This is a genomic window from Brevibacterium sp. (genome assembly GCF_052105255.1).
Lineage (GTDB): Bacteria > Actinomycetota > Actinomycetes > Actinomycetales > Brevibacteriaceae > Brevibacterium > Brevibacterium linens_B.
The window spans coordinates 262-27,232 of sequence record NZ_JBQDYQ010000003.1 but is presented as its reverse complement, the minus strand read 5'-3'; the positions used below and the strand labels follow the sequence as shown (position 1 = coordinate 27,232).

19 protein-coding genes and 1 tRNA gene are annotated in these 26,971 nt (G+C 65.6%); 11 read left to right on the top strand and 9 right to left on the bottom strand.

The window, feature by feature from the left end; all coding sequences use genetic code 11:
* Positions 1 to 43: 43 nt before the first annotated feature.
* Both ACTIIH_RS01540 and ACTIIH_RS01535 read right to left on the bottom strand, forming a co-directional pair.
* Positions 44 to 2,434, bottom strand: coding sequence for a YhgE/Pip family protein (locus ACTIIH_RS01540; RefSeq protein ID WP_441450165.1), 2,391 nt, complete (start codon positions 2,432 to 2,434; stop codon positions 44 to 46).
* On the bottom strand, positions 2,431 to 5,391 hold the full coding sequence (locus ACTIIH_RS01535; RefSeq protein ID WP_441450164.1) for an MMPL family transporter: 2,961 nt from the start codon (positions 5,389 to 5,391) through the stop codon (positions 2,431 to 2,433). Before ACTIIH_RS01535 ends, ACTIIH_RS01540 begins: the two co-directional genes overlap by 4 nt.
* 206 nt (positions 5,392 to 5,597) lie before the next feature.
* Between ACTIIH_RS01535 and ACTIIH_RS01530 the strand changes: the two genes are divergently transcribed.
* Both ACTIIH_RS01530 and ACTIIH_RS01525 read left to right on the top strand, forming a co-directional pair.
* Complete coding sequence (locus ACTIIH_RS01530) at positions 5,598 to 6,254, top strand: TetR/AcrR family transcriptional regulator (protein WP_441090078.1); 657 nt, start codon at positions 5,598 to 5,600, stop codon at positions 6,252 to 6,254.
* A gap of 97 nt (positions 6,255 to 6,351) precedes the next feature.
* Positions 6,352 to 7,368, top strand: a complete 1,017-nt coding sequence (locus ACTIIH_RS01525) for a hypothetical protein (protein WP_441090077.1) — start codon at positions 6,352 to 6,354, stop codon at positions 7,366 to 7,368.
* 15 nt (positions 7,369 to 7,383) lie between these two features.
* On the opposite strand, the gene ACTIIH_RS01520 is transcribed toward ACTIIH_RS01525, so the two are convergent.
* Genes ACTIIH_RS01520 through ACTIIH_RS01510 form a run of 3 tightly spaced genes read right to left on the bottom strand, consistent with a single transcriptional unit; the run spans position 7,384 to position 9,967 of the window.
* The gene (locus ACTIIH_RS01520) at positions 7,384 to 8,544 is read right to left on the bottom strand and encodes a C45 family autoproteolytic acyltransferase/hydolase (protein ID WP_441090076.1); all 1,161 of its coding nucleotides are present in this window, start codon (positions 8,542 to 8,544) and stop codon (positions 7,384 to 7,386) included.
* Positions 8,545 to 8,588: 44 nt separating this feature from the next.
* A complete protein-coding gene (locus ACTIIH_RS01515; protein ID WP_441090075.1) occupies positions 8,589 to 9,671 on the bottom strand; it encodes an MBL fold metallo-hydrolase in 1,083 nt (360 codons plus the stop codon).
* Positions 9,672 to 9,718: 47 nt separating this feature from the next.
* Complete coding sequence (locus tag ACTIIH_RS01510; protein WP_441090074.1) at positions 9,719 to 9,967, bottom strand: hypothetical protein; 249 nt, start codon at positions 9,965 to 9,967, stop codon at positions 9,719 to 9,721.
* Between the two features lie 14 nt (positions 9,968 to 9,981).
* Between ACTIIH_RS01510 and ACTIIH_RS01505 the strand changes: the two genes are divergently transcribed.
* Positions 9,982 to 11,418: an APC family permease gene (locus ACTIIH_RS01505; RefSeq protein WP_441090073.1), complete on the top strand. Its 1,437-nt coding sequence runs from the start codon at positions 9,982 to 9,984 to the stop codon at positions 11,416 to 11,418.
* Between the two features lie 187 nt (positions 11,419 to 11,605).
* Here the strand turns inward: ACTIIH_RS01505 and ACTIIH_RS01500 are convergent.
* Positions 11,606 to 11,693, bottom strand: a tRNA-Ser gene (locus tag ACTIIH_RS01500).
* Positions 11,694 to 11,892: 199 nt separating this feature from the next.
* The gene (locus ACTIIH_RS01495) at positions 11,893 to 14,418 is read right to left on the bottom strand and encodes a maltokinase N-terminal cap-like domain-containing protein (RefSeq protein ID WP_441450163.1); all 2,526 of its coding nucleotides are present in this window, start codon (positions 14,416 to 14,418) and stop codon (positions 11,893 to 11,895) included.
* 230 nt (positions 14,419 to 14,648) lie between these two features.
* Here ACTIIH_RS01495 and ilvA point away from each other — a divergent pair, with 230 nt between their 5' ends.
* The 6 genes from ilvA to ACTIIH_RS01465 all read left to right on the top strand — a co-directional run bounded on the left by ilvA (position 14,649) and on the right by ACTIIH_RS01465 (position 20,873).
* Positions 14,649 to 15,920, top strand: a complete 1,272-nt coding sequence (gene ilvA, locus ACTIIH_RS01490) for a threonine ammonia-lyase IlvA (protein WP_441090170.1) — start codon at positions 14,649 to 14,651, stop codon at positions 15,918 to 15,920.
* 168 nt (positions 15,921 to 16,088) lie between these two features.
* The gene (locus ACTIIH_RS01485) at positions 16,089 to 17,807 is read left to right on the top strand and encodes a carbon starvation CstA family protein (protein WP_441450162.1); all 1,719 of its coding nucleotides are present in this window, start codon (positions 16,089 to 16,091) and stop codon (positions 17,805 to 17,807) included.
* A gap of 65 nt (positions 17,808 to 17,872) precedes the next feature.
* Positions 17,873 to 18,877 carry an NAD(P)H-quinone oxidoreductase gene (locus tag ACTIIH_RS01480; RefSeq protein WP_441450161.1) on the top strand — a complete coding sequence of 335 codons (1,005 nt, stop codon included), beginning with the start codon at positions 17,873 to 17,875 and terminating at the stop codon, positions 18,875 to 18,877.
* A 3-nt stretch (positions 18,878 to 18,880) separates the two neighbouring features.
* Complete coding sequence (locus ACTIIH_RS01475) at positions 18,881 to 19,468, top strand: proteasome activator (protein ID WP_441450160.1); 588 nt, start codon at positions 18,881 to 18,883, stop codon at positions 19,466 to 19,468.
* The gene (locus tag ACTIIH_RS01470; RefSeq protein WP_441450159.1) at positions 19,465 to 20,034 is read left to right on the top strand and encodes a hypothetical protein; all 570 of its coding nucleotides are present in this window, start codon (positions 19,465 to 19,467) and stop codon (positions 20,032 to 20,034) included. The genes ACTIIH_RS01475 and ACTIIH_RS01470 overlap by 4 nt, the downstream gene beginning before the upstream one ends.
* A complete protein-coding gene (locus ACTIIH_RS01465; RefSeq protein ID WP_441450158.1) occupies positions 20,031 to 20,873 on the top strand; it encodes an HAD family hydrolase in 843 nt (280 codons plus the stop codon). The genes ACTIIH_RS01470 and ACTIIH_RS01465 overlap by 4 nt, the downstream gene beginning before the upstream one ends.
* Before the next feature lie 68 nt (positions 20,874 to 20,941).
* Here the strand turns inward: ACTIIH_RS01465 and ACTIIH_RS01460 are convergent, their stop codons facing one another.
* Together ACTIIH_RS01460 and serS are read right to left on the bottom strand one after the other, a co-directional pair.
* Positions 20,942 to 21,802 carry an HAD family hydrolase gene (locus ACTIIH_RS01460; RefSeq protein WP_441090067.1) on the bottom strand — a complete coding sequence of 287 codons (861 nt, stop codon included), beginning with the start codon at positions 21,800 to 21,802 and terminating at the stop codon, positions 20,942 to 20,944.
* A 120-nt stretch (positions 21,803 to 21,922) separates the two neighbouring features.
* Positions 21,923 to 23,203, bottom strand: coding sequence for a serine--tRNA ligase (gene serS, locus ACTIIH_RS01455; RefSeq protein ID WP_441450157.1), 1,281 nt, complete (start codon positions 23,201 to 23,203; stop codon positions 21,923 to 21,925).
* An 81-nt stretch (positions 23,204 to 23,284) separates the two neighbouring features.
* Here serS and ACTIIH_RS01450 point away from each other — a divergent pair, with 81 nt between their 5' ends.
* Complete coding sequence (locus ACTIIH_RS01450; protein ID WP_441090065.1) at positions 23,285 to 24,400, top strand: diacylglycerol/lipid kinase family protein; 1,116 nt, start codon at positions 23,285 to 23,287, stop codon at positions 24,398 to 24,400.
* Between the two features lie 222 nt (positions 24,401 to 24,622).
* Complete coding sequence (locus ACTIIH_RS01445; protein ID WP_441450156.1) at positions 24,623 to 26,788, top strand: hypothetical protein; 2,166 nt, start codon at positions 24,623 to 24,625, stop codon at positions 26,786 to 26,788.
* Positions 26,789 to 26,971 lie beyond the last annotated feature (183 nt).

The window sequence follows — 26,971 nt, the reverse complement described above, 5'->3', positions numbered from 1 at the left end:
TGGCGCCGGGCCGGAAACGTGGCGCCGCGCCCACCAAGCGCGACTACGCCATTTCGAGGGCGGCTTCGGGCTTCGTGGTCCGTGCCCGGACGATGGCCAGCAGCGACATCACGATGCCGATGACCGCCCAGGCCAGCAGTCCGCCGTACGCGGCAGCCTGCCCGCTGGTGCCCGCGGCGATCGCAGCGAAGCCGTTCATCGACGGAGTCAGGGGCAGGATCGGCGCCACGAAGTCGAAGAACTGCGGCACCGCCCCGATCGTCCGGCCTGCCACGGCCAGCACCACGGCGATGACCGACAGGAACCTGCCCACTCCCCCGAACCACGCCACAAGAGCGAAGTTCAAGATCATGAACACGATCGCCGAGACGAACGTGAGCACGGCGATGTCGAAGCCTTGGATCGCGTCGATGTCCATCACGGTGACCGCGAGAATCGAGAGCACGAGCGCCTGCAGCACGCCGACGACGAGGCCGGGCAGCAGTCCGAGCGCCCACACGGCCAGCGAGGACTTCGTTGAGAGCAGTGCCCATGCCGGGATCGGTTTGAGCACCGTGTAGGTCACCAGTCCGCCGATCCACAGGGCGAGCATGATGAGCAGCGCGATCGTCGATCCCGTTAGCACATCAGTCACACTGTCCGTGTCGGGGGATTCGATATTCGCCGAGGCGACCTCGGCCAAGCGGTCACGTTCCGGTGCCGTGTAGGACGGCACTTCGTCGGCACCGTCCTTGACGCCGTCGGCGAATTTGCTCACGCCCTTCGCGTACTTGCCCGTGCCCTCATCGAGTTCGTCGAGGCCGGCGGCCAGCTCTGAGGTGCCGGTCGCGGCTTCGGAGACGCCGTCGGTGTATTTGCCGACGCCGGTGCTGTATTCGCTCAGCCCATCGCTGAGCTGACCGGCACCGTCGGAGAGCTCCGAGGAGCCGTCAGCGACCTTGCCGATGCCCTTGGACAGGGCCGGCATTCCGTCGGCGAGCTGCTGGTTGCCGTCGGCGACTCCGGCGGCTCCGTCGCGCAGCCCCTTCGAGGCCTCGAGCAGCTTTGGAGCGTTCTCCGAGATGTCCTCCATGCCCTTCATCAGGTCACCGAGGCCGTCCTCGAGTCCCTTGACGAACTTGGTGACCCCGTCGGAGAGTTCCGAAGCGCCCTTGGCGAGTTCATCGGACCCGCCGAGGAGGGACGAGCCGTTCTGCTCCCGTTCGAGCCCGTCGACGGCCTGGTTCAGACCACCCGAGGTTCCGCCCAGCAGCCCCTGCGCGTAGGCCTGTTCGATGCCCTGGCAGACCTGGTCGGGAGTGCCGGTCGGGCACATCTGAGCCCGTGCCTGCTCGGCCTCGCCTTCGGTCATGATGCCGGCGGCGACGAGCCCGTCGAGGTCCGGCTTCGTCCCGGCCAGCTGATCGGCTTTGTCGGCACCGTCTTTCAGCCCGTCACGGTACTCGTGCAGTCCGTCGGAGAGGCCGGAGGCTCCCGTGGACACACCCTCGGCGCCTTTTTCGAGCTCCTTGCCGCCCTTTGTGATGTCGCCGAGGCCGCCCTCACCCGAGTCACCGGTTCCGGCGAAGCCCTTGATGATCTCGTCGATGGACTTCGTGTACTCGTCGACACCGTCGGAGAGCTCACCGGAGCCGTCGGCCAGCTTCTGCGTGCTCTCGGGCAGCTTCGAGGTCTTCTTGTCGAGTTCGTTCAGGCCCCCGGACATCTCGGAGGCGCCCTTGGACAGTTCGCCGGCGCCCTTCGACAGCTCCGTGGCTCCGGACTTGAGCTCGCCGCCATTGTCACTGAGCTGCTGCATGCCCGTAGACAGCTCGCCGGCGCCTTCAGCCGACTGCCCGGTGCCTTCCTTGAGGCCTTCGGCACCCTTGTCGAGTTCCCCGGCGGCGTCGCCGAGGTCCTTCATCTGCTCGCCCATCTTGTTGAAGCCGAGGTAGATGTTGTCGAGGTAGTTCTCGGTCATCTGCGTGTTGAAGGTCGTCCGCGCCACCTCGGCGACGGATCGGGAGATCTGCGTGTCCAGCGCGGGCGCAGTCCCGGACACGTCGACGTCGAGCTGCGTCTGCGTCGCCGACTTCGCATCATCGACCGAGGTCACGGCGCGGGAGAAGCCTTCGGGGATCGTCAGCTTCGCAGCGTAGGTGCCGTCGGACAGCCCGTTCTGCGCATCCTCTTCGTCGGTGATGACCCAGTGGATGTTGTTCTCGTCCTCACCCACCAGACCGCTGGTCAGCTGTCGCCCGATCGGCACGGTCTTGCCGTCGACCTTCGCCCCGTCGTCGTTGTTGACGATGGCCGCCTCGATGGTCTCGAGACGATCGCCGCTCTTCCACGTGGCGAGGATGAAACCGGCCGCCACGATGATCGGGATGAGGACCAGGCCGAGGAGTGAGAGCCAGTTCACCGGCTTCTTCGAGTTCGCACGTTCGAGTCTCACGACTGCACACCTTCCATGTTGGTGCTGTCGACGGCGTGGGTGTGGTCGCCGTCGGATTCGCTATCGGTTCCGCCCCGCTCATCGGGTCGAGCCTCGTCGAGGTCGAGGTGGAAGTAGTTCGTTTCGGGATCGAAGATCCCGGTCACATCCCCGTCGGGCAGGCCGAGGATCACGGTGGTGCCGTCGGCGACGAGCTGCGGCAGCAGATCGCGCAGGTCCCGTGCCGGTCCGTCCGATTCCCGTGCTCCGGCAGCGAGCTTCTCCGCCCCGTCGATGACGAGCAGATCCGGCGCCGAGGCGGCCATCCGAGAGATATCGCGCGGACTGATCATCCGGTCGGCTTCACCCCGGTTGAGGTCGAGGTAGGGAACCTGGCGGCGGACCCGTCCGGCGTGTTCGGGCAGGACGTTCTGGCCGATCTTCATCTCCCCGGCCGTGAGTCCGACGCGACCGGACACGGCGAGCAGGAGAGCCCGGCGGGCGGCGCCGCTGACGACGAGGATCTGACCGGGCAGCAGGGAGATGTCGACGCGGGCGAAGCCGCGGTCTCCGGAGTACACGCCGATTCCGCGTCCGTAGACCGAAAAGTCCGAGTTCGGTTCCGGCCAGTCGCGCAGGGCCACCTCGTGGGCGAGGCCCTCACCTTCGACGTCGAGGCGCGGCAGGATCCGATCGAGCCACTTCGGCAGCCACCAGGCCTTGTCGCCGAGCAGCTGCATGATCGCCGGCACCAGCGACATGCGCACGACGAAGGCGTCGACGAAGATGCCCGAGGCCAGGGCGAGCGCGATCGACTTGATGATCGGTTCGCCGGCGGGCACGAAGGCCGCGAAGACGGAGAACATGATGATCGCCGCGGCGGAGACGACGCGGGCAGACGAGGCGAAGCCGGCTCTGATGGCGTCCTTGGCCGAGGCGCCGTGGACGTAGGCTTCGCGCATGCCGGAGACGAGGAACACCTCGTAGTCCATGGCCAGGCCGAAGAGGATGCCCATGACGATGATCGGCAGGAAGCTGATGACCGGTCCCGTCCCGTCGATGCCCAAGGGGCCTGCGAAGAGTCCGTCGTGGAAGACGAGGACGACCGTGCCGAAGGAGGCGAAGACGGAGAGGAGGAACCCGCCGGTGGCCTTGATCGGCACCGCCACGGAGCGGAAGACCATCATGAGCAGGATGATGGACAGGCCGACGACGAAGACGCCGAAGGGCACCAGAGCCTTGCCGAGCTGGTCGGAGACGTCGATCTGGATCGCGGTGGCACCGGTGACGGCGGTGTCGAAGTCGAAGTCGTCCTCGATCTCCGTGCTCAGGTCCCGCAGCCGATCGACCGTGTCCAGCGTCGCCGGATCATCGGAGGCGGTGGTCGGAATGATCTGGAAGAGCCCGACGGTCGCATCCCTGTTCGGGGTGGCCATGATGACCTGCTCGACACCGTCGACCTTCTCGATGCGCTTCTCGATCTCCTCGACGTCTCCGAGCGGATCGTCGCTGGTCACGATCTGGCTGGTCATGACCAGGGGCCCGTTGTAGCCGGGTCCGAAGTGTTCGTCGATGAGGTCGTAGGTCGCCCGCGCCGGGGTGCCCTGCTCCTGGTCGCCTGCGGTGGGCAGGGACAGCTGGAGTTGGGTGGCGGGGATCGCGAAGAGCGCGAGGCCGCCGACGATGACGACGATCGTCAGCAGCGGGATCTTCGTGACGACCTTGAGCCACCCGGCGAAGAACTTGTTCATGATCGTCGGCGGGTACGGATCGCCGCCCTCGGCGCGCGCCTCGTCGGCGATCCTCTCCCGCAGTGCTGGATCGGCCGCTTCGGCGGGGCTTCCCGTGGAACCGTCGCCTGCCTCGGTGCCGGTCGATGATCCCTGCGCCGAGGCGGTCGTGCCCGTCGTCGTCCGCTGAGCGGCCGCGGCGTAGGCCTTCCGGTAGCGCTTCGTCGGCTTCGGGGTGATCTTGGATTTGGCGAGTCCCAGCAGGGCGGGGATCATCGTCAGGGAGATCATCACGGCCACGGCGACGGAGCCGGAGGCCCCGATGCCCATGATCGTGAGGAAGGGGATTCCGGCCAGGGACAGGCCGAGGAGTGCGATCATCACGGTCATGCCCGCGAAGACGACGGCGGACCCGGCGGTCGCGACGGCTCGTCCGGTCGCCTCGACGGGGTCGTGGCCCTCGGCGAGGAGGTCGCGGGCGCGGGAGACGATGAAGAGTGCGTAGTCGATGCCCACGGCCAGACCGAGCATGAGCGCGAGCATGATCGACGAGGAGTTGATCGTCGCGAACGCGGTGGCCCCGACGATGAGGAGCACGGAGATGCCGACTCCGATGAGCGCGGTGATCAGCGGCATTCCCGCGGCGCGGAAGGACCCGAGGGTGAGCAGGAGGACGATGAAGGCGATGACGACGCCGATGCCTTCGACCCAGGAGATCTCGACACCGGTGATCTGGAAGAGCTCACCGCCGCCTTCGACCTGCGCGCCGGGCAGGGCATCGCGCAGCGGGTCGAGGGCCTCGATGAGTTGGTCGCCGGCGTCTTCCCCGACGTCCTGCTGAGTGCCGTCGTACTGGACGGAGATCATGGCCGCCGTCTCATCCTGGCTGATGGCGCCCTCGACGAGGTCGGAGTACGGGGAGGTCACCGTGTCGACGTGCGGGAGGTCCTCGATGCGGTCGATCTCGTCTTCGATCGCGTCCTTGTATTCCTCGTCCTCGACCGAATCGCCGTCATCGGCGACGACGATCACCGAGGCGGAGACGCCGGCGGCTTCGGGGAACGTCGACTTCATCGAGTCGAGAGCGGTCTGCGCCTCCGAACCCGGGAGCGTGAAGTCATTGTCGAAGTCCTTGGAGAAGGCGGCGACTCCGGCTCCGACGAGGACGAAGATCAGCAGCCACGCGGCGATGAAGCGCCACGGGGTGCGATACGCACGACGCCCAAGGGCGTAGAGGAAAGTTGACACGAAAACCTCGATACAAAAGTGTATTGGATACAGTATTGTATTGTTGTGCACTGCCCACCCTCCATGCAAATGGATCCCAGGTTGAGCGAGGATTCCCATGAGATGCTCAGTTGACTCGCCCTCCGCCCCGCCGCCGCCGGCTCGGATGCCTGCGCGGACGACTGCACCACCTTGGCCATCGCCGACCCCGCCGCAACGAAATGACGATGAACACAGACGAACTCAGCCCACGCAGACGCCAGACCCGATCCACCCTCGTTCAGGCCGGCACCTCGGTCTTCGCCGTGCGCGGCATCGACGGCGCCTCGATCGAGGAGATCTGCGAGGCTGGAGGCCTGACCCGCGGGGCGTTCTATTCGAACTTCTCCAGCCGTGACGATCTGGTGCTCGCGATCATCGAGATGCGCATCTCGGAGAATCTCGATCGCCTCGACGACACGATCCAGCGGTGGTCTGAGCAGCTCATGGCCACTGCCGAGGTGCCGGAGATCAAAGCGCTGATGACGCAGTTCATCGACGATGTCTTCAATGAGAAGAAGCAGACCGTGGCCGAGACGATCACGGAACAGGAGATCGAGCTCTACTGCCTGCGGGTCCCACATCTTCACGCCCGCTATGTCGAACTCAACGCCACTCAGCTCGACCGGCTGGCCGCACTCGTGACCACGGCCCTCGACGTCGCCGGCGCCACGACGAAGCAGCCGATCGGCGACTTCCTCACGGTCATCATCTCCGTGTTCAACCGGATCGCCCTGACTGCGGCGGCCGGGAAGAAGATGGACGAGCACGTCGACATCGATCCGAGCCTCATCGTCGAGGCCCTCATGCACCTCATCGACTTCTGTCCCGACAGAGATGGCTGAACGAGTCTGCCCCGACAGCGATGCCCGGAGGCTCCTGTCCCTATAACAACGTCTGAACGCGCTCGACGAGACGGTTCGAGGCACTAAGGTGGTGCCCGTGAACGAACTCCAGCGCGAATTCTCTGCTTTCATCAACAATATGGACGTCCGCCTCGGCGCGTTCGTCCTCGCCGACCTCCCCGAGACCTTCGAGAAGGAGGACGGGGAGACCGTGAAGTTCCCGAAGGACTTCGGGCCGAAATCACTGCCGATGCTCGAACTCTTCGTGCTCTCGAAGTTCCCGAACACCGAAGAGATCCTCAAGCCAGAGAACCGCCGCTTCTTCGAAGGACTCATCCGGTACCTCGGCGAAACCTATCTGCGTGCGATCGGCGGGGTCTGGGACCACGACGAATCGACAGGCAACGGGATGCCGTTCATCCGCCCCGACAATGCCGACGGCCCGGCCGCCGGTGAGCCGATCCCGCTCGTGGGAATCGTGCTGACCGCCGTCGATCAGCGCAGCGCCGAGGTGTTCACCGCCGTGCTCGACAAGGCACGGGAGCTCCTCGGCGGGGACGGGCAGCCCAGACGCAAGTGCACAGGGCTCTCGCTCGGCGTGCTCAATGCCGAGAACTCGAGCGAGGAGGAGGTCGAATTCCTCACCCGCTTCATCGGCACCGTCGAACCGGGCATCGCGGCCTGGACGCAGGAGCAGGCCGATCCGAGTTCGTGGGGCTTCGACCGGGAGAGCCTCGCCCGTCTGGGCAAGCAGGTCGCGGTCCGCTTCGACGGCCCCGATGACATGATCGCCGAGGACGAGACCCCCTTCACCGCCGGGGCCATGCGCTTCATCGGTGAGACGGTGCGCCGCATCGCCTTCGGTCAGTGGCGCTACGGCGCCGGGCTCGAAGCCGATGATCCGCGCAGCAAGCAGCCGTTCATCCGCTTCGTCATCGGCGATCAGAATCTCGACCTCGTGCCGTGGCGGCTCATCCAGGCCGCACTGGAGAACGACGATGCGATCGCGTCAGCCCTCGATGCAGTCATCGAGATGCGCGAGCAGGAAGCCGCCGATGCGGACGAGAGTTCCGATGATTCCGCCAGTGCGGCGGACGGAGCAGACGAGGACTGAGCGGCCGCCGCCGGTTCAGAGCTGGAAGCGGCGGTTTCCGTGCAGGCCGTCGGCCGGTGACCCGGGTGCGAGGTCGATCTGTTTGCGCGCGGGATCGATGCGCACGCTCACGAGTGTCGCCGAACGATTCCCGTAGGTGGCACCGGGTGCCGGCGTGCAGCACACGGGCGCCTCGCCCGGTCCCGTCGTCAGCAGTTTCGTCAGGTCTCCGACCGTGACGGCTGCCGGTTCTGCAGCATCACCGGACGAGGCGGCACGTTCGGCTTCGAAGTGCACGACCGCCTCGGCGAGGTGACGGTACCGTTCCTGCGAGGTCGAATCGGGGCGCAGCTCGAGCGCACCGTCGAGCAGATCCGGGTGCAGGAAATGGTTCGTGTGGAGGAGGAACCCGGACGCCCCCGTCGCCCCGTCGGCCCCGCGGGCCGACCGCACCCGCCGTTCGCGTTTGAGCTCGCCGGCGACCTCCACCTGGACGGCCGCTTCGGCGGTGATGACGGTGATGACCGACGACGAAGACGTCGGGGCCGAGCCGATGATCTCGAGCGCCTCGGTGAGGGTGTCCGCTTCGGCCAGGACCCGGGCGAGGATCATGTGGATGGGCACTCCCCCGGCCTCGTCGCCGGTGTGCTTGAGGATGTTGAGCAGGACGCCGACGCCGGCCTCGTTGAGACCGATCTTGCCGAGCATTCCGAACTCGGCGATGCCCACATGCCGGTGCTGACCGGGCACGGCACCGACATCGTTGAAGTGCCACAGGGTGGAGAAGTCCGCCGCCCAATCCCAGTTCTGCGCGGCTACGGAGGCCCCCGGGCTGGTGTGGCTCACGGTCGAGCATTCGGTCGGCGCGGCCGCCGCCAGGGTCATGATCTCGGTGCGGGCGATGATCTCCATGAGCTCGGTGACGGCGATTCCGGCCCCGGCGGCGACGGCTTCGACCTCCTCGGCGCCGGTCGGCCACCAAACCTGCAGCTGTCGCCAACTCGACACGGCCGCGGACGCCACGGCCGCCTCGGTGATAGACAGGTGCGAGAAGTAGCGCCGATACGCGTCCAGGGCGGACGCGATTCCCGTGCGCAGCTCCTCGCCACGGCGGTGACCGCGTTCGATGTGGTCGTTCGCGCGGACGGCGAAGGTCACGGGCCGCACCTCGGCGGCGGGGACGAATTCGGTGCTCATGCTGGTTCCTCCTTGCTGTCCCTCTTCTTACGACCGAGCCCGGCTCAGTCTCTGCCGACGAGCGAGCCGACGCCGATGTCGATACCGAGATAATGCATGTGCGCGGCGGTTTCGGCAAGGGCGGCGAAGAGGTTGAAGTTGTGCAGGCTCTCGAAGCCGCGGGACCAATGCAGGCCCGCCGCGATCGAGTAGACGCTGTGGTCGTCGGTGGCCTCCATGCGGGCGCGGATCTCGCCGAGGCGCTCGTGATGGTGTTCGACGAGTTCGACCTTGCGGTCGTGGAGTCCGGTGAAGCGGAAGCCGTGGGCCGGCAGCACCGCTACGTCCTCGTCGAGCTCGCCGATCTTCTCCAGCGAGCGCAGATAGTCGCCGAGGCTGTGCGTGATCGCCCCGGAATCGAGGCCGATGTTCGGGGTGATCGTGGGCAGCACGTGATCGCCGGAGAAGAACAGTTTGTCCTCGTCGCGGACGAACGCCGAGTGCCCGTAGGTGTGTCCGGGCGTCCACATAGCGCTCACTCGGCCCTCGTCGAGAGGGAGTTCGGCGCCGTCGTCGAGGACGTGAATGTTCTCCGGCAGTCGACTCATGGCCTGTCTGTACAGGCTCATCGATTCGCTCTTGCTACCGCCCTTGCTCGATCCGACCTGCAGGCTTTCGACTTCGGCCCACCGGTTCTCGGGGACTCCGTAGGCGCGGGCGATGTTGAGGTTGGGGTCGATGCCGGTGCCGAGGTCGACGGCGTTGGTGTAGAAACGTTTGATCGCGCGCAGGTCCTCGCCGTGCATGGCGACCCAGGCGTCGGGGTTCTTCGCGAGCAGTGCGGGCACGAGCCCGATGTGGTCGCGGTGATAGTGAGTGATCGCGATTCCGTGGATATCGGCGACGCTGAAGCCGAGGTCGTTAAGCGCCGAGGTGAGCGCCAGGTACTGATCCTTGCCGTCCCAGCCCGGGTCGATGAGGACGACGCCAGAACCGTCGGCGAGGGCATAGCAGTAGGTGTAGACGAGAGGGTTGTTGGGGATCGGGACCGGCAGGGCCCAGACACCCTCGGCGACCTGTTCGACCGGAGGCAGGACGCGGTCCTTCCACGCCGCCGACTGCTGGGGACTGAGTGTTTCGATCGCCATACTTCTCTCACACCTCTCGTGGGGCCACATTGTCCGTTGACTGCAATCTACTCTGTTTCGCGTCGGCACTGACAGTTCGTTCGATCACCGGACATGCCGGTTTCTGTCGGGACTACCGATATCGTCGTTGATTTGACGTTTTTCATCGAAAATGTTGCATTTTGGCACTGATATTCGGGCGAATCCTCGGCGAAGGTTTCGCTTTCAGTGCTTTGGGCGTTAAGATCATGACGCACATCACTTCCGGGCCGGTCATCGATGTCGGCATCGACGGCCCGGTGGGCGGCAAATCTCATTGGGGAGGATTGATATGGTTGCCTCTGGCTCACTGAAGCGCAACCTCGGGCTGTGGTCCATCGTCGGACTCGGGCTCGGGTATATGACGCCGACGGTCGTCTTCGACACCTTCGGAATCGTCTCGGAGCAGACGAATGGAGCAGTTCCGGCGGCGTATCTCGTTGCTCTCATCGTCATGATCTTCACGGCTTTCAGCTACGGCAAGATGGTCAAGGTCTTCCCCACCGCGGGCTCGGCCTATACCTATACGCGGGAGACGATGTCACCGGCGCTCGGCTTCCTCGTCGGGTGGACGTCGCTGATGGACTATCTGCTGCTGCCGATGGTCAACTGCCTCATCATCCGGCTCTACATGGAGTCGATGGTGCCCGATGCGCCTGCGTGGGTGTGGGTCGTCGTCTATACGATCGTCATGACCGGCATCGTGCTGTCCTCGATGCGGGGCACCGCGAACATCAACGGCATCCTCCTCGTCTTCGCGGTCGTCCTCGTCGCCACCTTCTGCGTGCTCGCCGTCATGCAGCTCAACGCCGGCGAAGGGGCCGGAGTCGTCTTCAGTCCGGAGCCGTTCATCCATGAGGGCGTCCACCTCGGCGCGGTCCTCACCGGTGCGACCGTCGTGTGCTTCTCGTTCATCGGCTTCGACGCCGTGACGATGTACACGAACGAAGCCAAGCACGTCAGCCTCATGCCGAAAGCGATCATGCTCACCGTTCTCGCGGGCGGCCTCATCTTCCTCGTCGCCGGCTACTTCGCACAGCTGCTCTTCCCCGACAATTCGCAGTTCACCATCGTCGACGATCCGCTGCCGGAGATCGGCATGATCACCGGCGGCCACCTGTTCCAACTCTTCTTCGTCGCCGCGGCATTCGCTGCGACCGCCGCCTCGGGGCTGGCCTCGCACGCGTCGGTGTCACGAATGATGCTCGTCATGGGCCGCAACGGCGTGCTGCCGCGCAGGGCCTTCGGATACATCAACCCGAAGACGCACACCCCGGTGTTCAACATCGTGCTCGTCGGTGCGGTGTGCCTGCTGGCGATGTCGTTCAGCCTCGAGCTCATCTCCGCACTCATCAACTTCGGTGCGCTCATCGCCTTCACCTTCGTCAACCTCACGGTCATCGCGCACTATGCCTTCCGGACCAGGCAGGTCAAGGACTTCAAGTCGGCGTTCAGCTTCATCGTCATGCCGGGGATCGGTGCGATCCTCACAGGAATCCTGTGGGCGAGCCTGCACGGAACCGCACTCATCGGCGGCCTGGTGTGGCTGGCGATCGGCATCATCTACCTGGCCGTGCTCACCCGCGGATTCAAACGTTCGGTGCGCAGCTTCGACGACCCCGAGGCCGACGCCGAGATGTCCGAACCCGAGGTGCCGGAGGCCGGCGAAGGCGCCGGGACACACGCTGGATCCAGCGGTCGCGAACCGGGAGCGCCGGTCCGCGACTGAGCCTTCGCTTCCGGCGCTCGCTACCGGCCGGATGGTGTGCAAGCGCGGCCTCAAAATTCATATGCGGTGATCTTGATCAGGGCGTATGAATTTCGAAGCCGCGGGTGCTGGCGCGGCCGAATCGCGGGCATGTGAAAGCCCCCGAACTCTTCGCTGCTGACGATGAGTTCGGGGGCTCTTCACTGGGCGGAAGCGGTGGGATTCGAACCCACGGTGCGGGGTTGCCGCACAACGGTTTTCAAGACCGTCTCCTTCGGCCGCTCGGACACGCTTCCCTCGGTTCTTCCATGACTGTGACAGAGATGGAGCGAACCCGGCCTGCTCGACGCGAGGTCAAGCCACCATAGTTTCTCACAACCGCAACAGCATCTGCCAATTGGCCGTTTCGCGCACGGACTTCACCGGAGCGGGCCACGCACGGACTTCACCGGAGCGGGCATGACCGGCATCGAGGCGACGAGTCCGCGGAGGCGGTCAGTCCTTCTTGCGCTTCTTCATCCGGTTCCGCTTGCGTTCGGTGCCCAAAAGGTCATCGAACACGGAACCGCTGGCAGGCTTCGAATCGTCACCGGACCGGTCGTTCGAGCCCGCGGACCGTGCCCCAGCGTCACTGAGTTTCGGCTGAGTCTCAGCGTCGCTGCGGTTCTGGTCCGATCGGTCGGACAGCGGTTCGCCGAATGTTCCGCGGTCGCTGCCAGGGTTCTGCGAACGCTCGCTCCATGTGTGACCGAGCTTCGGTGCGTCCTTGGGCTTGGCCGGCTGCGATTCGTGTCCGGTGCTGTCGGCGTCCTCCGAGGTGGCGCCGCGCGCCGCAAACGAGGCCGGGACTCGTCGGACCGGAGCTTCCGGTTCTTCTTCGTCGACGAACTCTTCGTCGACGAACTCTTCGTCGTCAGCAGGAGCCGGAGCTGGAGCCGCTTCGGATGCATCGTCCTGGGGCGGGACCACGGTGGAGTCCTCGACATCGTCGATGTCGGGATCCGCCACCGCGTCAACGGTGTTCTCCGCGATATCGGCGACCTCGACCTCTTCGGGTTCGGGGGCGCCGGCGTCGGAGTCCTCGGCGTCCGATTCTCCGGATTCCGAGTCATCGGTATCCGAGCTCGCGATCGCGGCCGCGACGGCGCCGGAGGTTCCGCGGGGTGCCGCAGCGACCGATTCCGAATCGGCAGCGGTCGACTCGTCGGCAGGTGGAGCCACGGCGAACGAGTCAGTCGACTCAGCCTCCGCGTCCGGGCCCTCGGCGTCCGCATCCGAGTCCTCGGCACCAGCAGCACCGGCTGCGTCGCCGGATGCAGCTGAGCCCTCGGCTGCCTCGGACTCCGTCTCGCCGGATTCGGCCCACCTCGGACGGGTCTCGGCACCCTCCTCGGTGCGGGGCGGTTTGCCCTTGAGTACGAGGGTGAGCGTCGCCAGCGGCACGGACAGCCAGTTCGGGCGGTTGCGCAGCTCGGTGACGACCTCGACGAGAAGCCGGTCGACCAGTGCGGCTCGCAGCACGGGATCACTCAGCCCGATGCTGTCGCCGCGTGCCCGCGAATATCCGGACAGCAGCGAGTTCTGCACCTGCGAGGCCCAGAGGTATTCGGGCGAATCGAAGATCGCGCGCAGCGCCCCCGGATCATTGCCGAAGCCGCTGACGACCAGCGAGCCGTCTTCGGAGTCCAACGCGTCGGTGCGCTGGAGACGAGCGAATCCGGCGGCGTAGTCGATGCTGCGCAGCAGAGCCACGAGGTCGAAGGCGGCCGGCTTGGGGTCCGAATTCGTCGAGTCCGTGAACTTCACGACCGAATAGCCGTCGGTCGACGAGCTGACCACATGGTCGAGCGTCAGCTCGCCGTGGATCTTCTGCAGGGTGCCGATGGTCTCGAGCCCCTGCAGCCGGGCACGGTGGCCGCGCAGCTCCGACACCAGCGAATCCAGGGCCAGAGGAGCCCGACCCAGCGCCCAATCGATGCGTTCGACCCACTTGGCAACGAGCTGCTTCGTCGGCTCGCCGGCGCCCTCGACGACACCGAACTCGGCGGCCATGTCGGTGTGGAGTTCACCGATGCGCCGCCCCATCTCCGCTGCGTGGGCGTTGTAGGCCCCGATCGAACCGGAGTCGACGGCGCACACCGTGTTCACGGCCTCGCGCCAGGCGGGTTCGGCATCGACATCGACGTGGGACAGCAGCGCCATCGGCGCCTCCATCTCCTGGACCTCGAACATGTCGTACCAGCGGCCCGAGCCCCAACCGATGACCTCGGGCACGCTGCGCGACCCCGCCTCGGTGAGCAGAACCGGGATCGTCAGCGACGACGGCATTCCGTTCTCGAGCACGCGGAAGAACGAGAGCTCCATCGGCTCGTATTCGTCGTGGATGATGACGGTCGACTTGTGCTGGCCGGAGTCCGAGACCTCGATCGGGCGGATCTCGACGGGCATGACGTCCTCCGCCCCCGCGGTGAGGTCACCGATCGACGGCTTCGGCGGGACCGCCTCGACGGCGGTGTTCGTCGATCCATTCGCCGAGGCGGCCGCCCCGTTCGCGGTCACCGGGAACGGCATCGGCGCACGGTCCCGAGCCTCGGTCTTCTCCTGGCTGTGGCGCAGGGACTCGGTGGACAGCTGCCCGCCGTCGAAGACCTTGCGCTTCGTGATCGCGTCGGCCATGAGGTTGACGAATACGGGATCGGCTGCGCCGTCGTAGACGTAGACGGTGCCGAGCGCGAGGTCGTCGACGCGGCCGATGAGGGCGTGGCGCAGGTGCATGTCCTCGGCACCGCGCAGGGTCAGGGGGATGTTGAGGCGACGCAGGGTGGGGCCGTCGCCGACGGAGATGACGGTCACGAGACCCGCAAAACCACCGAGCTCCTCGGCGGTGTAAGTGAACGCACGGGCCACCGACATGGGAGTGATGTCGGGGTCGGTCCCGAAATCTGCTGCGAGCTTGGGGAACCACGGCTGTCGGGGTATCCAGCTGGCTAACAGTTGTTCGAGCTCACTGCTGATGGCCATGACGTCTCCTAGAAGGGATTACGGGCATCCTCCATCCAATCATGATATGGGGTATTCGCGGTCCAGGGCGCACCCGAAGCCCCGAAGTCGGAAGCCGAATCACGGGGCTCAGGTGGGCGCGAGGCGGGCACGGGGCGGGTTCTCACTGACCGGGCGACGGTCCTCATATCGATACGAGTTGCCAAATGGCAAGACGAAGGGCGCACAATAGTCTGGTGGTTGAAACAGACATGACTCCCCAGAAGCTCACACTCGCCGGCGAGGTCGAGGCCGCTGCGCTGCGAATTTCCGATTCCGTCATCCTGTCGCCACTTCAGATCTGCGAGCGGTTGACGACCGCGACCGGTTCCACGGTCTACCTCAAGCGCGAGGACCTGCAGATGGTGCGCTCCTACAAGATCCGCGGCGCCTTCAATTTCATGCTCCAGCTCGATGCCGACGAACGCGCACGCGGTGTCGTCTGCGCCTCGGCGGGCAACCATGCCCAGGGCTTCGCCCGCGCCTGCAGGGAACTGGGCATCCAGGGCACGATCTTCGTACCGAAGACCACGCCGAAGCAGAAGATCGAACGCGTCCGTCACTTCGGCGGGGAGCAGGTGACGATCGAGATCGCCGGTTCCACCTACGATGACGCCTCGGCGTTGGCCCACCGGTTCGCCGAACGCAATGAGGCACTCCTAGTCTCTGCCTTCGACGATATGCGCACCATCGCCGGTCAGGGCACCGTGGCCGCTGAGATCCACGCTCAGCTGGAAACCGACCCGGATTACATCGTCGTGCCCGTCGGCGGCGGCGGCGTGCTCGCGGGAATCGCCGCCTATGCGGCCGAACGGATGCCGAACACGAAGATCATCGGCGCCGAACCCGCCGGGGCCGCCTCGATGATCGCAGCGCTCAAGGCCGGCCACCCCGTGACCTTGGAGAACATCGACCGCTTCGCCGACGGCACGGCCGTGCGTCGCGCCGGTGCCATCACCTACGACGTCATCGCCGAACTCGGCCTCGACATCCGTCCCGTCGCCGAGGGCGCAGTGGCCACCGAGATGCTCGACATGTACCAGGTCGACGGCATCATCGCCGAACCCTCCGGGGCCCTGGCCTCGGCCGGGATCGGCGGACCGGATTCGGACAAACCGATCACGATCGAACCCGGATCGACCGTGGTGTGCCTGGTCTCCGGCGGCAACAACGACATCTCCCGCTACCCGGAGATCCTCGAGCGCTCACTCGTCCACGAGGGCCTCAAGCACTACTTCATCGTCGACTTCCCGCAGGAGCCCGGCGCCCTGCGCCGATTCCTCAACGAGGTGCTCGGACCCGAGGACGACATCGCCATGTTCGAGTACGTCAAACGCTCCGACCGCGAGACCGGACCGGCGTTCGTCGGCATCCAGCTCGGCTATGCCGAAGACCTGCCGAATCTGCTCGAGAGGATGGAGGCCTCGAACATCGAGGTCGAGCGCGTGCACCAGAACTCGCCGATGTTCCGGCTCTTCGCCTGAGGGACCGGGCGGCGGGCCGACGGCGGACACCCTCGACGGCGGTGAGGGAGTTCAGAACAGAGAACACTTGTTAGGATTCTACGAAGAACCGTCCCCTGACCGGGTCACAACTCGCCTGCAGAAGGGTGAGGACGCTGATGTCGCCCAGTCTCCGAAAGGAATTCAACGATGAGTCCCGTTCTGCTTCTCCTGCTGGGAATCGCGATCTTCGCATTCGGATACCTGTTCTACTCGAAGTTCCTGTCGAAACGGATCTACCGGCTCGACAGCCGATTCACAACGCCGGCGCATGAGCTGCGCGACAACGTCGACTACGTCCCCACCAACAGATTCGTCCTCTGGGGCCACCACTTCACCTCCGTGGCAGGAGCCGCTCCCATCGTGGGACCTGCCATCGCAATGATCTGGGGATGGCTGCCCGCGTTCCTCTGGGTCACGATCGGCACGGTCTTCTTCGCGGGAATGCACGACCTCGGCTCCCTGTGGGCCTCGACGAGGAACAGGGGACAGACCATTGCGGCGCTGTCGGCTCGTTACATCGGCCGACGCGGAGCTGCGCTCTTCCTCCTGGTCATCTTCATTCTCGGGTTCATGGTCATCGCCGCGTTCTCCGTGGTCATCACCGATCTGCTCGTGGCCCTGCCCTCTGCCGTGATCCCTTCCTGGGGTGCCATCGGCGTGGCGCTGCTCGTCGGGGTTGCGATATACAGGCTGCGGTGGCCCCTCATCCCCGTCACGATCGTCGGTGTTGCCGCTCTCTATTCGCTCATCCTCCTCGGCGACCGGTTCCCGGTGTCGATGCCGGACTCTTTCCTCGGGCTCGAACCCACGGCCCTGTGGATCATCGTCCTGCTCGTCTACTGCGGAATCGCTTCCGTCCTGCCGGTCTGGGTGCTGCTGCAGCCTCGCGACTACATCAACGGCGTCCAGCTCTTCATCGCCCTCATCCTCCTCTACGGTGCCGTCATCACCTCGGCGCTCTTCGGCACAGGACACGGACTGGTCGCTCCCGCCATCAACACCGATCTGCCCGCGGGCACGCCGAGCATCCTCCCCCTTCTCTTCGTCACGATCGCCTGCGGAGCCATCTCGGGTTTCCATGGGGTCATCGCCTCCGGGACCACCGCCAAACAGCTCAACACGGAGACCGATGCACGATTCGTCGGATACTTCGGCGCTGTCGGAGAGGGAATGCTGGCGCTGGGAGCCATTCTCGCGATCGCCGGCGGCTACCGCACAGTCGCCGACTGGGAAGAGGTCTACAGCAAGTTCGGCGATGCCGGGGTCCAGTCGTTCGTCGAAGGAGGCGGCATGCTCCTCGAGACCGGGATCGGACTGCCCGCAGGATTGAGCGCCACCGTCCTGGCGACGATGGCGGTGCTGTTCGCCGCGACCACGCTCGATTCGGTGGTCCGACTGATGCGTTACGTCGTCCAAGAGATCGGCGGAAACATGAACATCCGACTGCCGAAGGTCCCCGCCACTCTCGTGGTGCTCGTCCTCGGCGGCGGTCTGACCTTCTCGCAGGGAATGAGCGGAGAGGGCGGCATGCGCATCTGGCCGCTGTTCGGCACCACCAATCAGCTGCTGGCCGCGCTCACGCTGATCATCATCGCCGTCGTCCTCATCCGCAAGCGCCGCAATCCCTGGCCCGCTCTGATCCCGCTGGCGTTCGTCTTCGTCCTCTCGTTCTGGGCGGCGATCGAACAGCTCGTCTCGTTCGCCGACCCGGCAGGCCCGGACTGGCTGCTTCTGGCCATCGACATCGTCATCATCGGCTCGAGCGTCCTCGTCTCGATCGAAGGAATCGCGGCGATGCGTCGCGCGGCGAAGGAGCCGCCGGAACCCGACAGCGCCGACGCAGAACTCGCCGGGCAGCAGCGATGAGCACGAACGGCTCCCGCGCCCCGGCGCCCCTGCCCTCTCGCGCGCCCAGCTACTAGAGTGGACGCATGCGCGCTATCACGATCTCCTCCCCCGGTGACCCCGAGGTCCTGCAGGTCACCGACGAACCGACGCCCGACATCGCCGCCGATGAGGTCCTCGTCCGCGTCCATGCCGCCGGGGTCAATCGGGCCGACCTGCTGCAGCGACGCGGATTCTACGACCCCCCGCCCGGGGCCACCGAGATTCCCGGACTCGAGGTCTCCGGCACCATCGAGAGGCTCGGCGCCGATGTCACCGGCTGGTCCGTCGGCGACCGGGTGGCCGCTCTGCTCTCCGGCGGCGGCTACGCCGAATACGTGCCTGTTCCCGCAGGTCAGCTGCTTCCCGTTCCCGACGGCTTCGACCTCACCGAGGCAGCAGCCCTGCCAGAGGTGCTGTCGACCGTCTGGTCGAACATCGTCGGCCGCGGGCAGGTGCAGGCCGGCGAATGGCTGCTCGTCCACGGCGGAGGGTCCGGCATCGGCACGGCCGCCATCCAGATCGCGCGCCACCTCGGCGTGAAGATCGTCGTGACCGTCGGTTCCGAGAAGAAGGCCGAATTCTGCCGTGAACTCGGCTCCGACGCAATCATCAACTACCGCGAGGAGGACTTCGTCGACCGTGTCCGCGAGATCTGCACCCACGACGACGGGTCGACCGGCGCCGATGTCATCCTCGACATCATCGGCGCGAAGTACCTCGAGCGCAATATCAAGGCGCTGAACACCGACGGCCGTCTCATCATCATCGGTATGCAGGGCGGGACGAAGACCGAGATCAACCTCGGCTGGCTCATGCAGCCGCGCAAGACCGTGTCCGCCACGACCCTGCGGGCGCGGCCGAAGGAACAGAAGATCGCCATCGTCGCTGAGGTGGCTGAGCAGCTGTGGCCGGCCGTGATCTCAGGAGACATCCGCCCCATCATCCATGAAGCTATGCCGTTGACCGATGTTGTCCGTGCCCATCAGACACTCGAGGACGGGGCGAACATCGGCAAGGTTCTGCTCATCGTCGATGAGGAAGGTGCATGAACAATGGCTGAGACTCCTGATTCCGCGGGCGGCGTCCAGAACTCCGCGGGTGAGATGCGCACCGAGGATGCTGCGAACACAGACGGTGCGGCGAACGCCGACAGTGTGCAGGCCGGCCTGGCGCGGGCGCAACAGGATCAGGCGGATGTCTCGTCACCGGCGAAAGTGATGCGCATCGGCACCATGGTCAAGCAGCTGCTCGACGAAGTCCGCGGCACCGAGCTCGATGAGAAGGGACGCGAACGCCTCGCCGAGATCCACCGTCGGTCCATCGACGAACTCGAAGAGGGCCTGTCGAAGGATCTCCTCGAGGAGCTCGAACGCCTCGACCTGCCCTTCGACTCGGCCGACGGTCCCCCGACGACTTCAGAGCTGCGGATCGCCCAGGCTCAGCTCGTCGGCTGGCTCGAGGGTCTCTTCCACGGCATCCAGACGGCGATCGCGGCTCAGCAGGCCATGGCCCAGCAGATGGCCGGTCGCGGTCAGCTGCCTCCGGGAATGGTTCCGCCCGGGATGACACCGTCTGCAGAACAGCCGGGTGAGAAGAAGGAGCCGGATCGCAACGACCCCGGCACCGGAAACTATCTGTGAAGCGCTTCTTCTCCGGTCTGCGCAAGAAGGCGACGACCGCGGTCAAGGACGATGATCGGTTCGGCACCGGCCTGTGGCGGCACAACCGTGACCGCTTCATCCGCGCCGTCGACCGGTACTACACCACCGCGGTGGCCCTCCACGAAGCACGGGACTCCGGTGGCAGCACCACCTCGTCAGCCGCCTCGGCGGACACATCCGACGGCGAGGCCACGCCCGCCTCGGCGACGGATCCGGTCGACGTCATCGTCGACGGCACCCACCGGCTCAACGCACTCGTCGATGTCGTCGACGACCTGACCGCGACCCTCCACGCCCACTGTCCCGTCACCGGTCAGGTGGTGCCCGGGCCCACCCGGCAGGCCGTCGGCGACGTGCCGGAGCTGCTGACGAAGGCCTCGTCGAAGGTCGGTGAGGCGGTGCTGGCGGCGTCGATGGCACGGTCGGAGGGTCCGACGGGGCCGTCGATCGACTCGAGCGCCGAGGCCACGGCTCGATTCATCTCGGACGCCGAGGAGCTGCTGGGGCGGGCACGAGAGATTCTCGCTAGGGTAGAGGCATCATGAGACCTCCGATCAGCCCCGACATCCTGCCGCCTGGCGATTTCGACCTCGGCCTCGTCGCCAGCGATATCGACGGCACTCTGCTGCTGAACTGGGAGCCGATCTCGACGGCCACGATCGATGCGATCCACCGCTGCCAGGACGCTGGAATCCCGTTCGTCCTCGTCACCGGGCGGCCCATGCGGTGGTTGGCGCCGATCGCCGATCAGATCCCTGACCTCGGACGCGTCGTGTGCGTCAACGGAGCGGTCGTCTATGACATCGCCTCTCAGTCCGTCGTCGACGCCCACACCATCGACGCACAGTCGCTGACGGAGATCATCGCGGCCGTCCGCGTGGACCATCCCGAGGCCCGGTTCGCCTACGAGACCCTCAACGGCGGTTTCATCGACCAGGACTTCGTCCCCGGGCGGCCGCGAGAGGCCCGGATCATCGATGATGTCTCCGAACTCGCCGGCGAAGACGTCGTCAAGGTGCTGGTGCGTCTGGCCACGAGCGATTCGCAGGCGATGCACGACCTCATCGATCCGCTCGTCGACGGCACCTGCCATGCCTCGTTCTCCGAGCCGGACAACGGGCTCGTCGAACTCGCCCCGTTCGGGATCACGAAGGCGAAGACGCTTGAGGACCTGTGCGACCACCTCGGGGTGGGACGGTCGCAGGTGATGGCGTTCGGGGACATGCCCAACGACATCGAGATGCTGTCGTGGGCCGGGCACGGAGTCGCGATGGGCAATGCACTGGGTTCGGTCAAGGCGATCGCCGCGGCGGTCACCGACGAAGTCGACGACGACGGAGTCGCCCGCTACCTCGACGCCGTCCTGGACGCCCGCCCCAACTAGTCCCAATTGCTACGTGACGGCGGCCCAGCAACCTCGCGCGAGGTTGCTGGGCCGCCGTCGGGTAGTAATCAGGGGCGGGTGTTCGTGGTGCCCTCTGCTTCGAGGAGCGCCGCGTCCATGCCGAAGTAGTCGACCAACGCCACTGCCAGGCCGTCGTCGGCGACCGAATCGGTGACCACGCTTGCGAGCACCTTGAGCTCGTCCTTCGACTGGCCCATGACGATTCCGTGCTCGACCCATTCGATCATCTCGAGGTCGTTGAGCCCGTCTCCGGCGCCCACGGTGTGCGCATGCTCGATCCCAAGCTCGTCGGCCACGATCTTCAACCCGCTGGCCTTCGAGACCCCGTCGGGGGCGATGTCGAGCCAGTTGCTCCAGCCGACCGAGTAGCTGACCTCATGCAGTCCGAGCGAGTCCACGGCGGCCGCGAACTCCTCGGCGGTGCCGTTGACCTCGCGCATGACGATGCGGGTGGCCCGCTTGGTCAGCAGCTCGTCGAAGTCGACGATGTCGAGCGTGTCGGACTCCGCGAGCTCACCGACCGGGAACGCTCCGGACGCCCACCGGTGCAGGTCCGGATCCTCGACGAGAAACAGCGCCGTCGGCAGTGCCGCGTGCATCTGCTCGAGCGCATCCTTCGGATCGAAGGACACGACATGGTGCAGCTCCCACCCCAGCGGCAACTCCGGGTCGAGGCGGACGACGACGGATCCGTTCGAGCACACGACGAAACCGCGCTTGAGGTCGAGCGCGTGGACGACCTCGAGCGCTCCCGGCAGGGCTCGGCCGGTGGAGATCACAAGGTGGTGGCCATCCTCGGCGAGCCGATCGAGCACCTGCCTCACCGACTCCGACAGAGATCCGTCGTAACCGACGATCGTGCCGTCGACATCGAGTGCGATGAGGTGCGGGGTCAAGGTGTCTCCCAACGTATGCGTCAATCTTCTTGTCGTCGTTGTTCCGGCGCCGAGGCGACCGAACCCAACCGAATTCCGCCGAGTTCCGCCGAGGCCCCCGAAACGGTCGGTGCCCCGTGACCGAGTCCGGCCTCAGTAGCGCGGTCCCTCCGGGCCCTGCGCGGTCATCCCGCCGAGGTAGGGCCGCAGTGCCTCGGGCACCGTGACCGAACCGTCTGCCTGCTGATGGTTCTCGAGGATCGGCACCAACCAGCGCGTGTTGGCCATGGTTCCGTTGAGGGTGGCGACCGGGCGGGTCGAACCGTCGCGGCGTTCGCGGATCTGCAGGCGGCGAGCCTGGAAGGTCGTGCAGTTCGATGTCGACGTCAGCTCTCGGTAGGTGCCCTGAGTCGGCACCCAGGCTTCGCAGTCGAACTTGCGGGCGGCGGAATCGCCGAGGTCGCCGGCAGCGGTGTCGATGACCCGGTAGGGCAGTTCGCACAGTCCGAGCATCTTCTCCTGCAGCGACAGCATGCGCTCGTGTTCGGCTTCGGCATCCTCGACCGGGACGTAGGCGAACATCTCGACTTTCTGGAACTGGTGGACGCGGATGATTCCGCGGGTGTCCTTGCCGTAGGAGCCGGCCTCGCGGCGGTAGCAGGAGGAGATGCCGGCGTAGCGCAGCGGACCGTCGGTCAGGTCGATGATCTCGTCCATGTGGTAGCCGGCCAGCGGCACCTCGGAGGTGCCGACGAGGAACAGGTCGTCGGCTTCGAGACGGTAGACCTCGTCGGCGTGCTCACCGAGGAACCCGGTGCCGCGCATGACCTCGGGACGGACCAGGGTCGGGGTGATGGTCGGGCTGAACCCGGCCTCCTCGGCGACATCGCGGGCGAGGTTGAGCAGAGCCATCTCCAGCTTCGCGCCGAAACCGGTGAGGTAGTGGAACCGCGAGCCGGAAACCTTCGTCCCGCGCTGAGTGTCAATGGCCTTCAGCTTCTCGCCGATCTCGAGGTGATCGAGCGGTTCGAAGCCGTCAGGGGCGAAGTCACGGGGAACGCCCACGGTCTTGAGCGTCACGAAGTTCTCTTCGCCGCCGGCGGGGATACCGTCGATGATGAGGTTCGGGACCTTCGACACGAGCTGGTCGAAGGCGAACGTGGCTTCTTCGGATTCGGCCGACAGCGACTTCACGGTCTCGGACTTCGCCTTGCCTTCGGCGATGAGTGCCGGCTTGTCCTCCTTCGCCGCCTTCGCGATCTGGGAGGAGAAAGACTTCTGATCCGCACGTGCGTCTTCGAACGCGGTGATGGCCGCACGACGAGCAGAATCGGCGGCGATGACCTCGTCGATGAGCTCGACGGATGCCCCGCGAGCCTCCTGCGATGCCTTGAACAGGGCCGGGTTGTCTCTGAGAAGCGCTAGATCGATCACCCTCTCAGCTTAACGGGCCGGACGTGTTTTCGATATTCGACCCTCAGCTCGCATTTGAGTTCCGCACTGTACATTTGAGCCATGATCATCGAGCTGGATCCCCTGATGACCTGGGTCATCATCGTCGGCGCACTCGCTGTGCTCGCGGCCGTGTTCCTCATCGGCCGTCGCACCGGCGTGCGACGCACGCTCAACACGATGAGACGCTACGCCCACCCGGCAAATCTCTCCGACGAGGTGGTCGATGACGCCGCCAGATATCGCGCCGCCCTCATCGTCAATCCCACGAAGACCGATGTGCACAACCTGGCCTCCACCGCCGAGGCGATCTGTCGATTCGAGGGATGGAACCCTCCGCTCGTGCTCGAGACCACCCCTGAGGACACCGGCGAAGGGGCCGCGGTCCGCGCCCTCGACGAGGGAGTCGACGTCGTCATCGCCGCCGGCGGAGACGGCACCATCCGCGCTGTCGCCTCGGCGTTGGCAGGGACATCGACCCCGATGGGGATCGTGCCGTTGGGGACCGGGAATCTGCTCGCCCGCAATATCGACCTCATCCTCGACAAGACCGAGTGGGCGCTGCGGATCGCCCTATGGGGGCGCAATCGCGAGATCGACGTGGGGACGGCGAAGACCGATCCGGACGGCGACACCCAAATCTTCACCGTGATGACCGGGCTCGGCTTCGATGCCGCGGTCATGGCCGACACCAGCGACGAGCTCAAGGCTCGCCTCGGCTGGCTCGCCTACGTCGAGGCCGGATCACGGAAACTCACCGGCAAACCCAGTCATGTCAAGGTCACGTTCGACGACGAATATCGGGTCTCGGCGAGGGTCCGTTCAGTGCTCGGCGGCAATTGCGGCCGTCTGCAGGGAGGCATCCAGCTGCTGCCGCAGGCGGTCATCGACGACGGCATGCTCGATGTGCTCATCGTCAGCCCAAAGAACCTCGGCCAATGGGTCGGCGTGCTCGCATCGATCGCCGGCCGGCGGGCCTCACGCGGGCTGCACACGAACATCCGGAAGTGCCGCAAGGTCGTCATCGAAGCCGGTGAAGACGTTGATATCCAACTCGACGGGGATCCGCTGGGTCAGTCATCGTACCTCGAGATGGAGGTCGCCCCCGCGGCCCTGACCGTCCGTGTGCCGACAGTCGAGCAGCGCAAGCAGATCCGCGCCGAGGCGTGGCCGGTCTAGCTCGGAACCGCTGAGTTGGCGCGGGCGCCGATTCCCCTCGCCGAGGCGGCCCCGACAGTCATTCCTTTACCGACCAGTAGGTCACGAAACGGTAAAAGGAATTCACCTAAGCGTTACAGCAATTACACCTGAACAAAACGTACAGAAATAGTTTGGAAAACCCTTAGAACCTAGGATGAGTGCCGTATCACACCCCTCGCCACAGAGATTGAAGGCACACCCATGAAGAAGATCATCCTCGCGCCGGCAGTCGCGCTCGCGTTCACCGGACTTGTCGCGAGCCCGGTCGCCGCCGCGGAATCGATGTCCGCCCAGTCGGCTTCCACGCAGAAGGCCAAGCAGAAGAAGGTTGAAGCCGAAAAGGCCGAAGCCGAGAAGAAGGAAGAGGCCAAGAAGGCCGCGGCTGAGAAGGCTGAAGCCGAGAAGAAGGCAGCTGCGGAGAAGGCGGCAGCCGAAAAGAAGGCCAAGGAAAAGGCCGAGGCTGCCAAGAAAGCCGCTGAGAAGAAGGCGGACAAGAAGAAGGCCGCCGAGGACAAAACGGATGAGAAGGACGAGGCAAAGACGCCTCCGAAGAAGGTCGATCCGAAGCCCTCTCCTGCCCCCAAGGACGACAAGGACTCTAAGGACGAGGACCAGTCCGAGGACAAGGCCAACCCGATCAACGCTTCGGTGCAGGTGACCTCGGGTGAAGTCACCGCCGAGGAGCTCCACGAAGACGGTGTGACCGTCAAAGTCACCGGCCTCGAGAAGGGCGACAAGGTCGCCGCCAAGTCCGGCCTGGCCGGTCCGGCCGTCACCGCTCAGGGGTCGACCGCGACCCTGAAGCTGCGGTCTGCCAAAGACGCAGAGTCGCTCACATCCGGCAAGCAGAGCCTCGCCGTCCAGGTGCAACGCACGAGCGCTCCGACAGCAACGGAATCGACCTCATTCTCGTACACGCCGTACGCTGCTCCTGATGTCAATCCGACGGTCTCGCTCAACGCCGATGAGTTCACACAGAGCGAGTTCGCGGACAACGGCATCAAGGTTTCCGGCGACGGCTTCACCCCGAACGGCAAGGTTACCGTCGACGGCGGCGACGAAACATCGCCGTTCGCAACTCAGGAAGTCGAAGCCGACGACGAAGGAAAGGTCTCCGCAACCCTGAAGCTCGAGGGCGACGGCGAGCTCCCGGCCGGCGACTACCCCGTCTGGGGTGTCGACCAGGAGTCCAAGACCAACTCCCCCGGCCAGGACTTCACCATCACCGAAGACTCGGAGATCGACCCGACCGTCAAGGTTGCTTCGAAGACGATCTCCCTCGAGAACTTCAAGAAGGACGGACTGAAGTTCAGCGGAACCGGCTTCTCTCCGGATCAGACCGTCAGCGTCAAGGGCGAAGCCGTCTCGGCCCAGCGTGCCGCAGCCACTCAGGCCGATGAACTTCGTGCCGACGAGGACGGCAATGTCGTGGGCGCCGTGATCGCACCCGAGCCAATCGAAGCAGGCAAGCACTCACTGACCTTCGTCGACGACGAGTCCGGCGAAGAGTCCGATGTCGTCGAAATCACTGTGACCGAAGACGATGCCGTCGATCCGATCGACGCCTCGCTCAAGGTCGACCCCAAGGAGATCACCGCCGAGGATCTCGCCAACAAGGACAAGGGCGTGACCGTCACCGTCTCCGGCGTGAAGAAGGGCGACACGATCACCGATTCGCTCACCGGCAAGAGCGAGACCGCTGATGCCGATGGCGACTACAAGCTCCACCTCTGGTACGAGGGCAACCCCGACAACCTCGAGGTCGGAAAGGTTCCGTTCACCGTCACCATCGACCGCGAAGGCACCGAGTCAGAGACTCTCAATGGCAACATCAACGTTGTCGGCGAAGACGATGGTGAGACCGAGGCTCCCGCCGAGGCGACCTTCACAGTCTCCCCGAAGACGATCGAGGCCGCGGACTTCGCCAACGACAAGAAGGGCGTCACCCTCGCTGTTGAGAACTGTGAACCGGGCGCAGATGTCCACTTCGAGGTCAATCCAAAGGGCATCAACGTCACGGCCTACGAGAATACCGTCAAGGCTGATGACGAAGGCAATGCCTCCGTCAACGTCTTCGGCACCTCCTCGAACGCCTCGGCCTACGTCGGCGCTTACACCGCGACTGCAACCTGCGGCGATGACACCATGAAGGACTCCTTCAAGGTCACCGAAGGCGCCAACGGCGGCGGCTCGGACGGCGGCGACAACGGGAACGCCGGAAACGGTGGAGGCGGTAGCCAGCTGCCGCGCACCGGTGCCGACCTCGGCGGACTGACCACGGGAGCACTGCTCCTCCTCGTCGGTGGCGCTGCTATCGCTCTGACCGGCCGCAAGAACAAGTTCGGCCAGACTCCGACCAGCTTCTGATCCGAGACAGGTCGACAGCCAAGACCGGCAACGGAGGGGGGGGGGGGGCCCCCCCCCGCCCCCCCCCCCCCGGCGGGGGGGGGGGGGGGGGGGTGGGGGCGGGGGGGGGGGGGGGACAACACACCCACTGCACCCCCCCCCCCCCCCCACCACCACCCCCCGAACACCGCCAAAAAAACAACC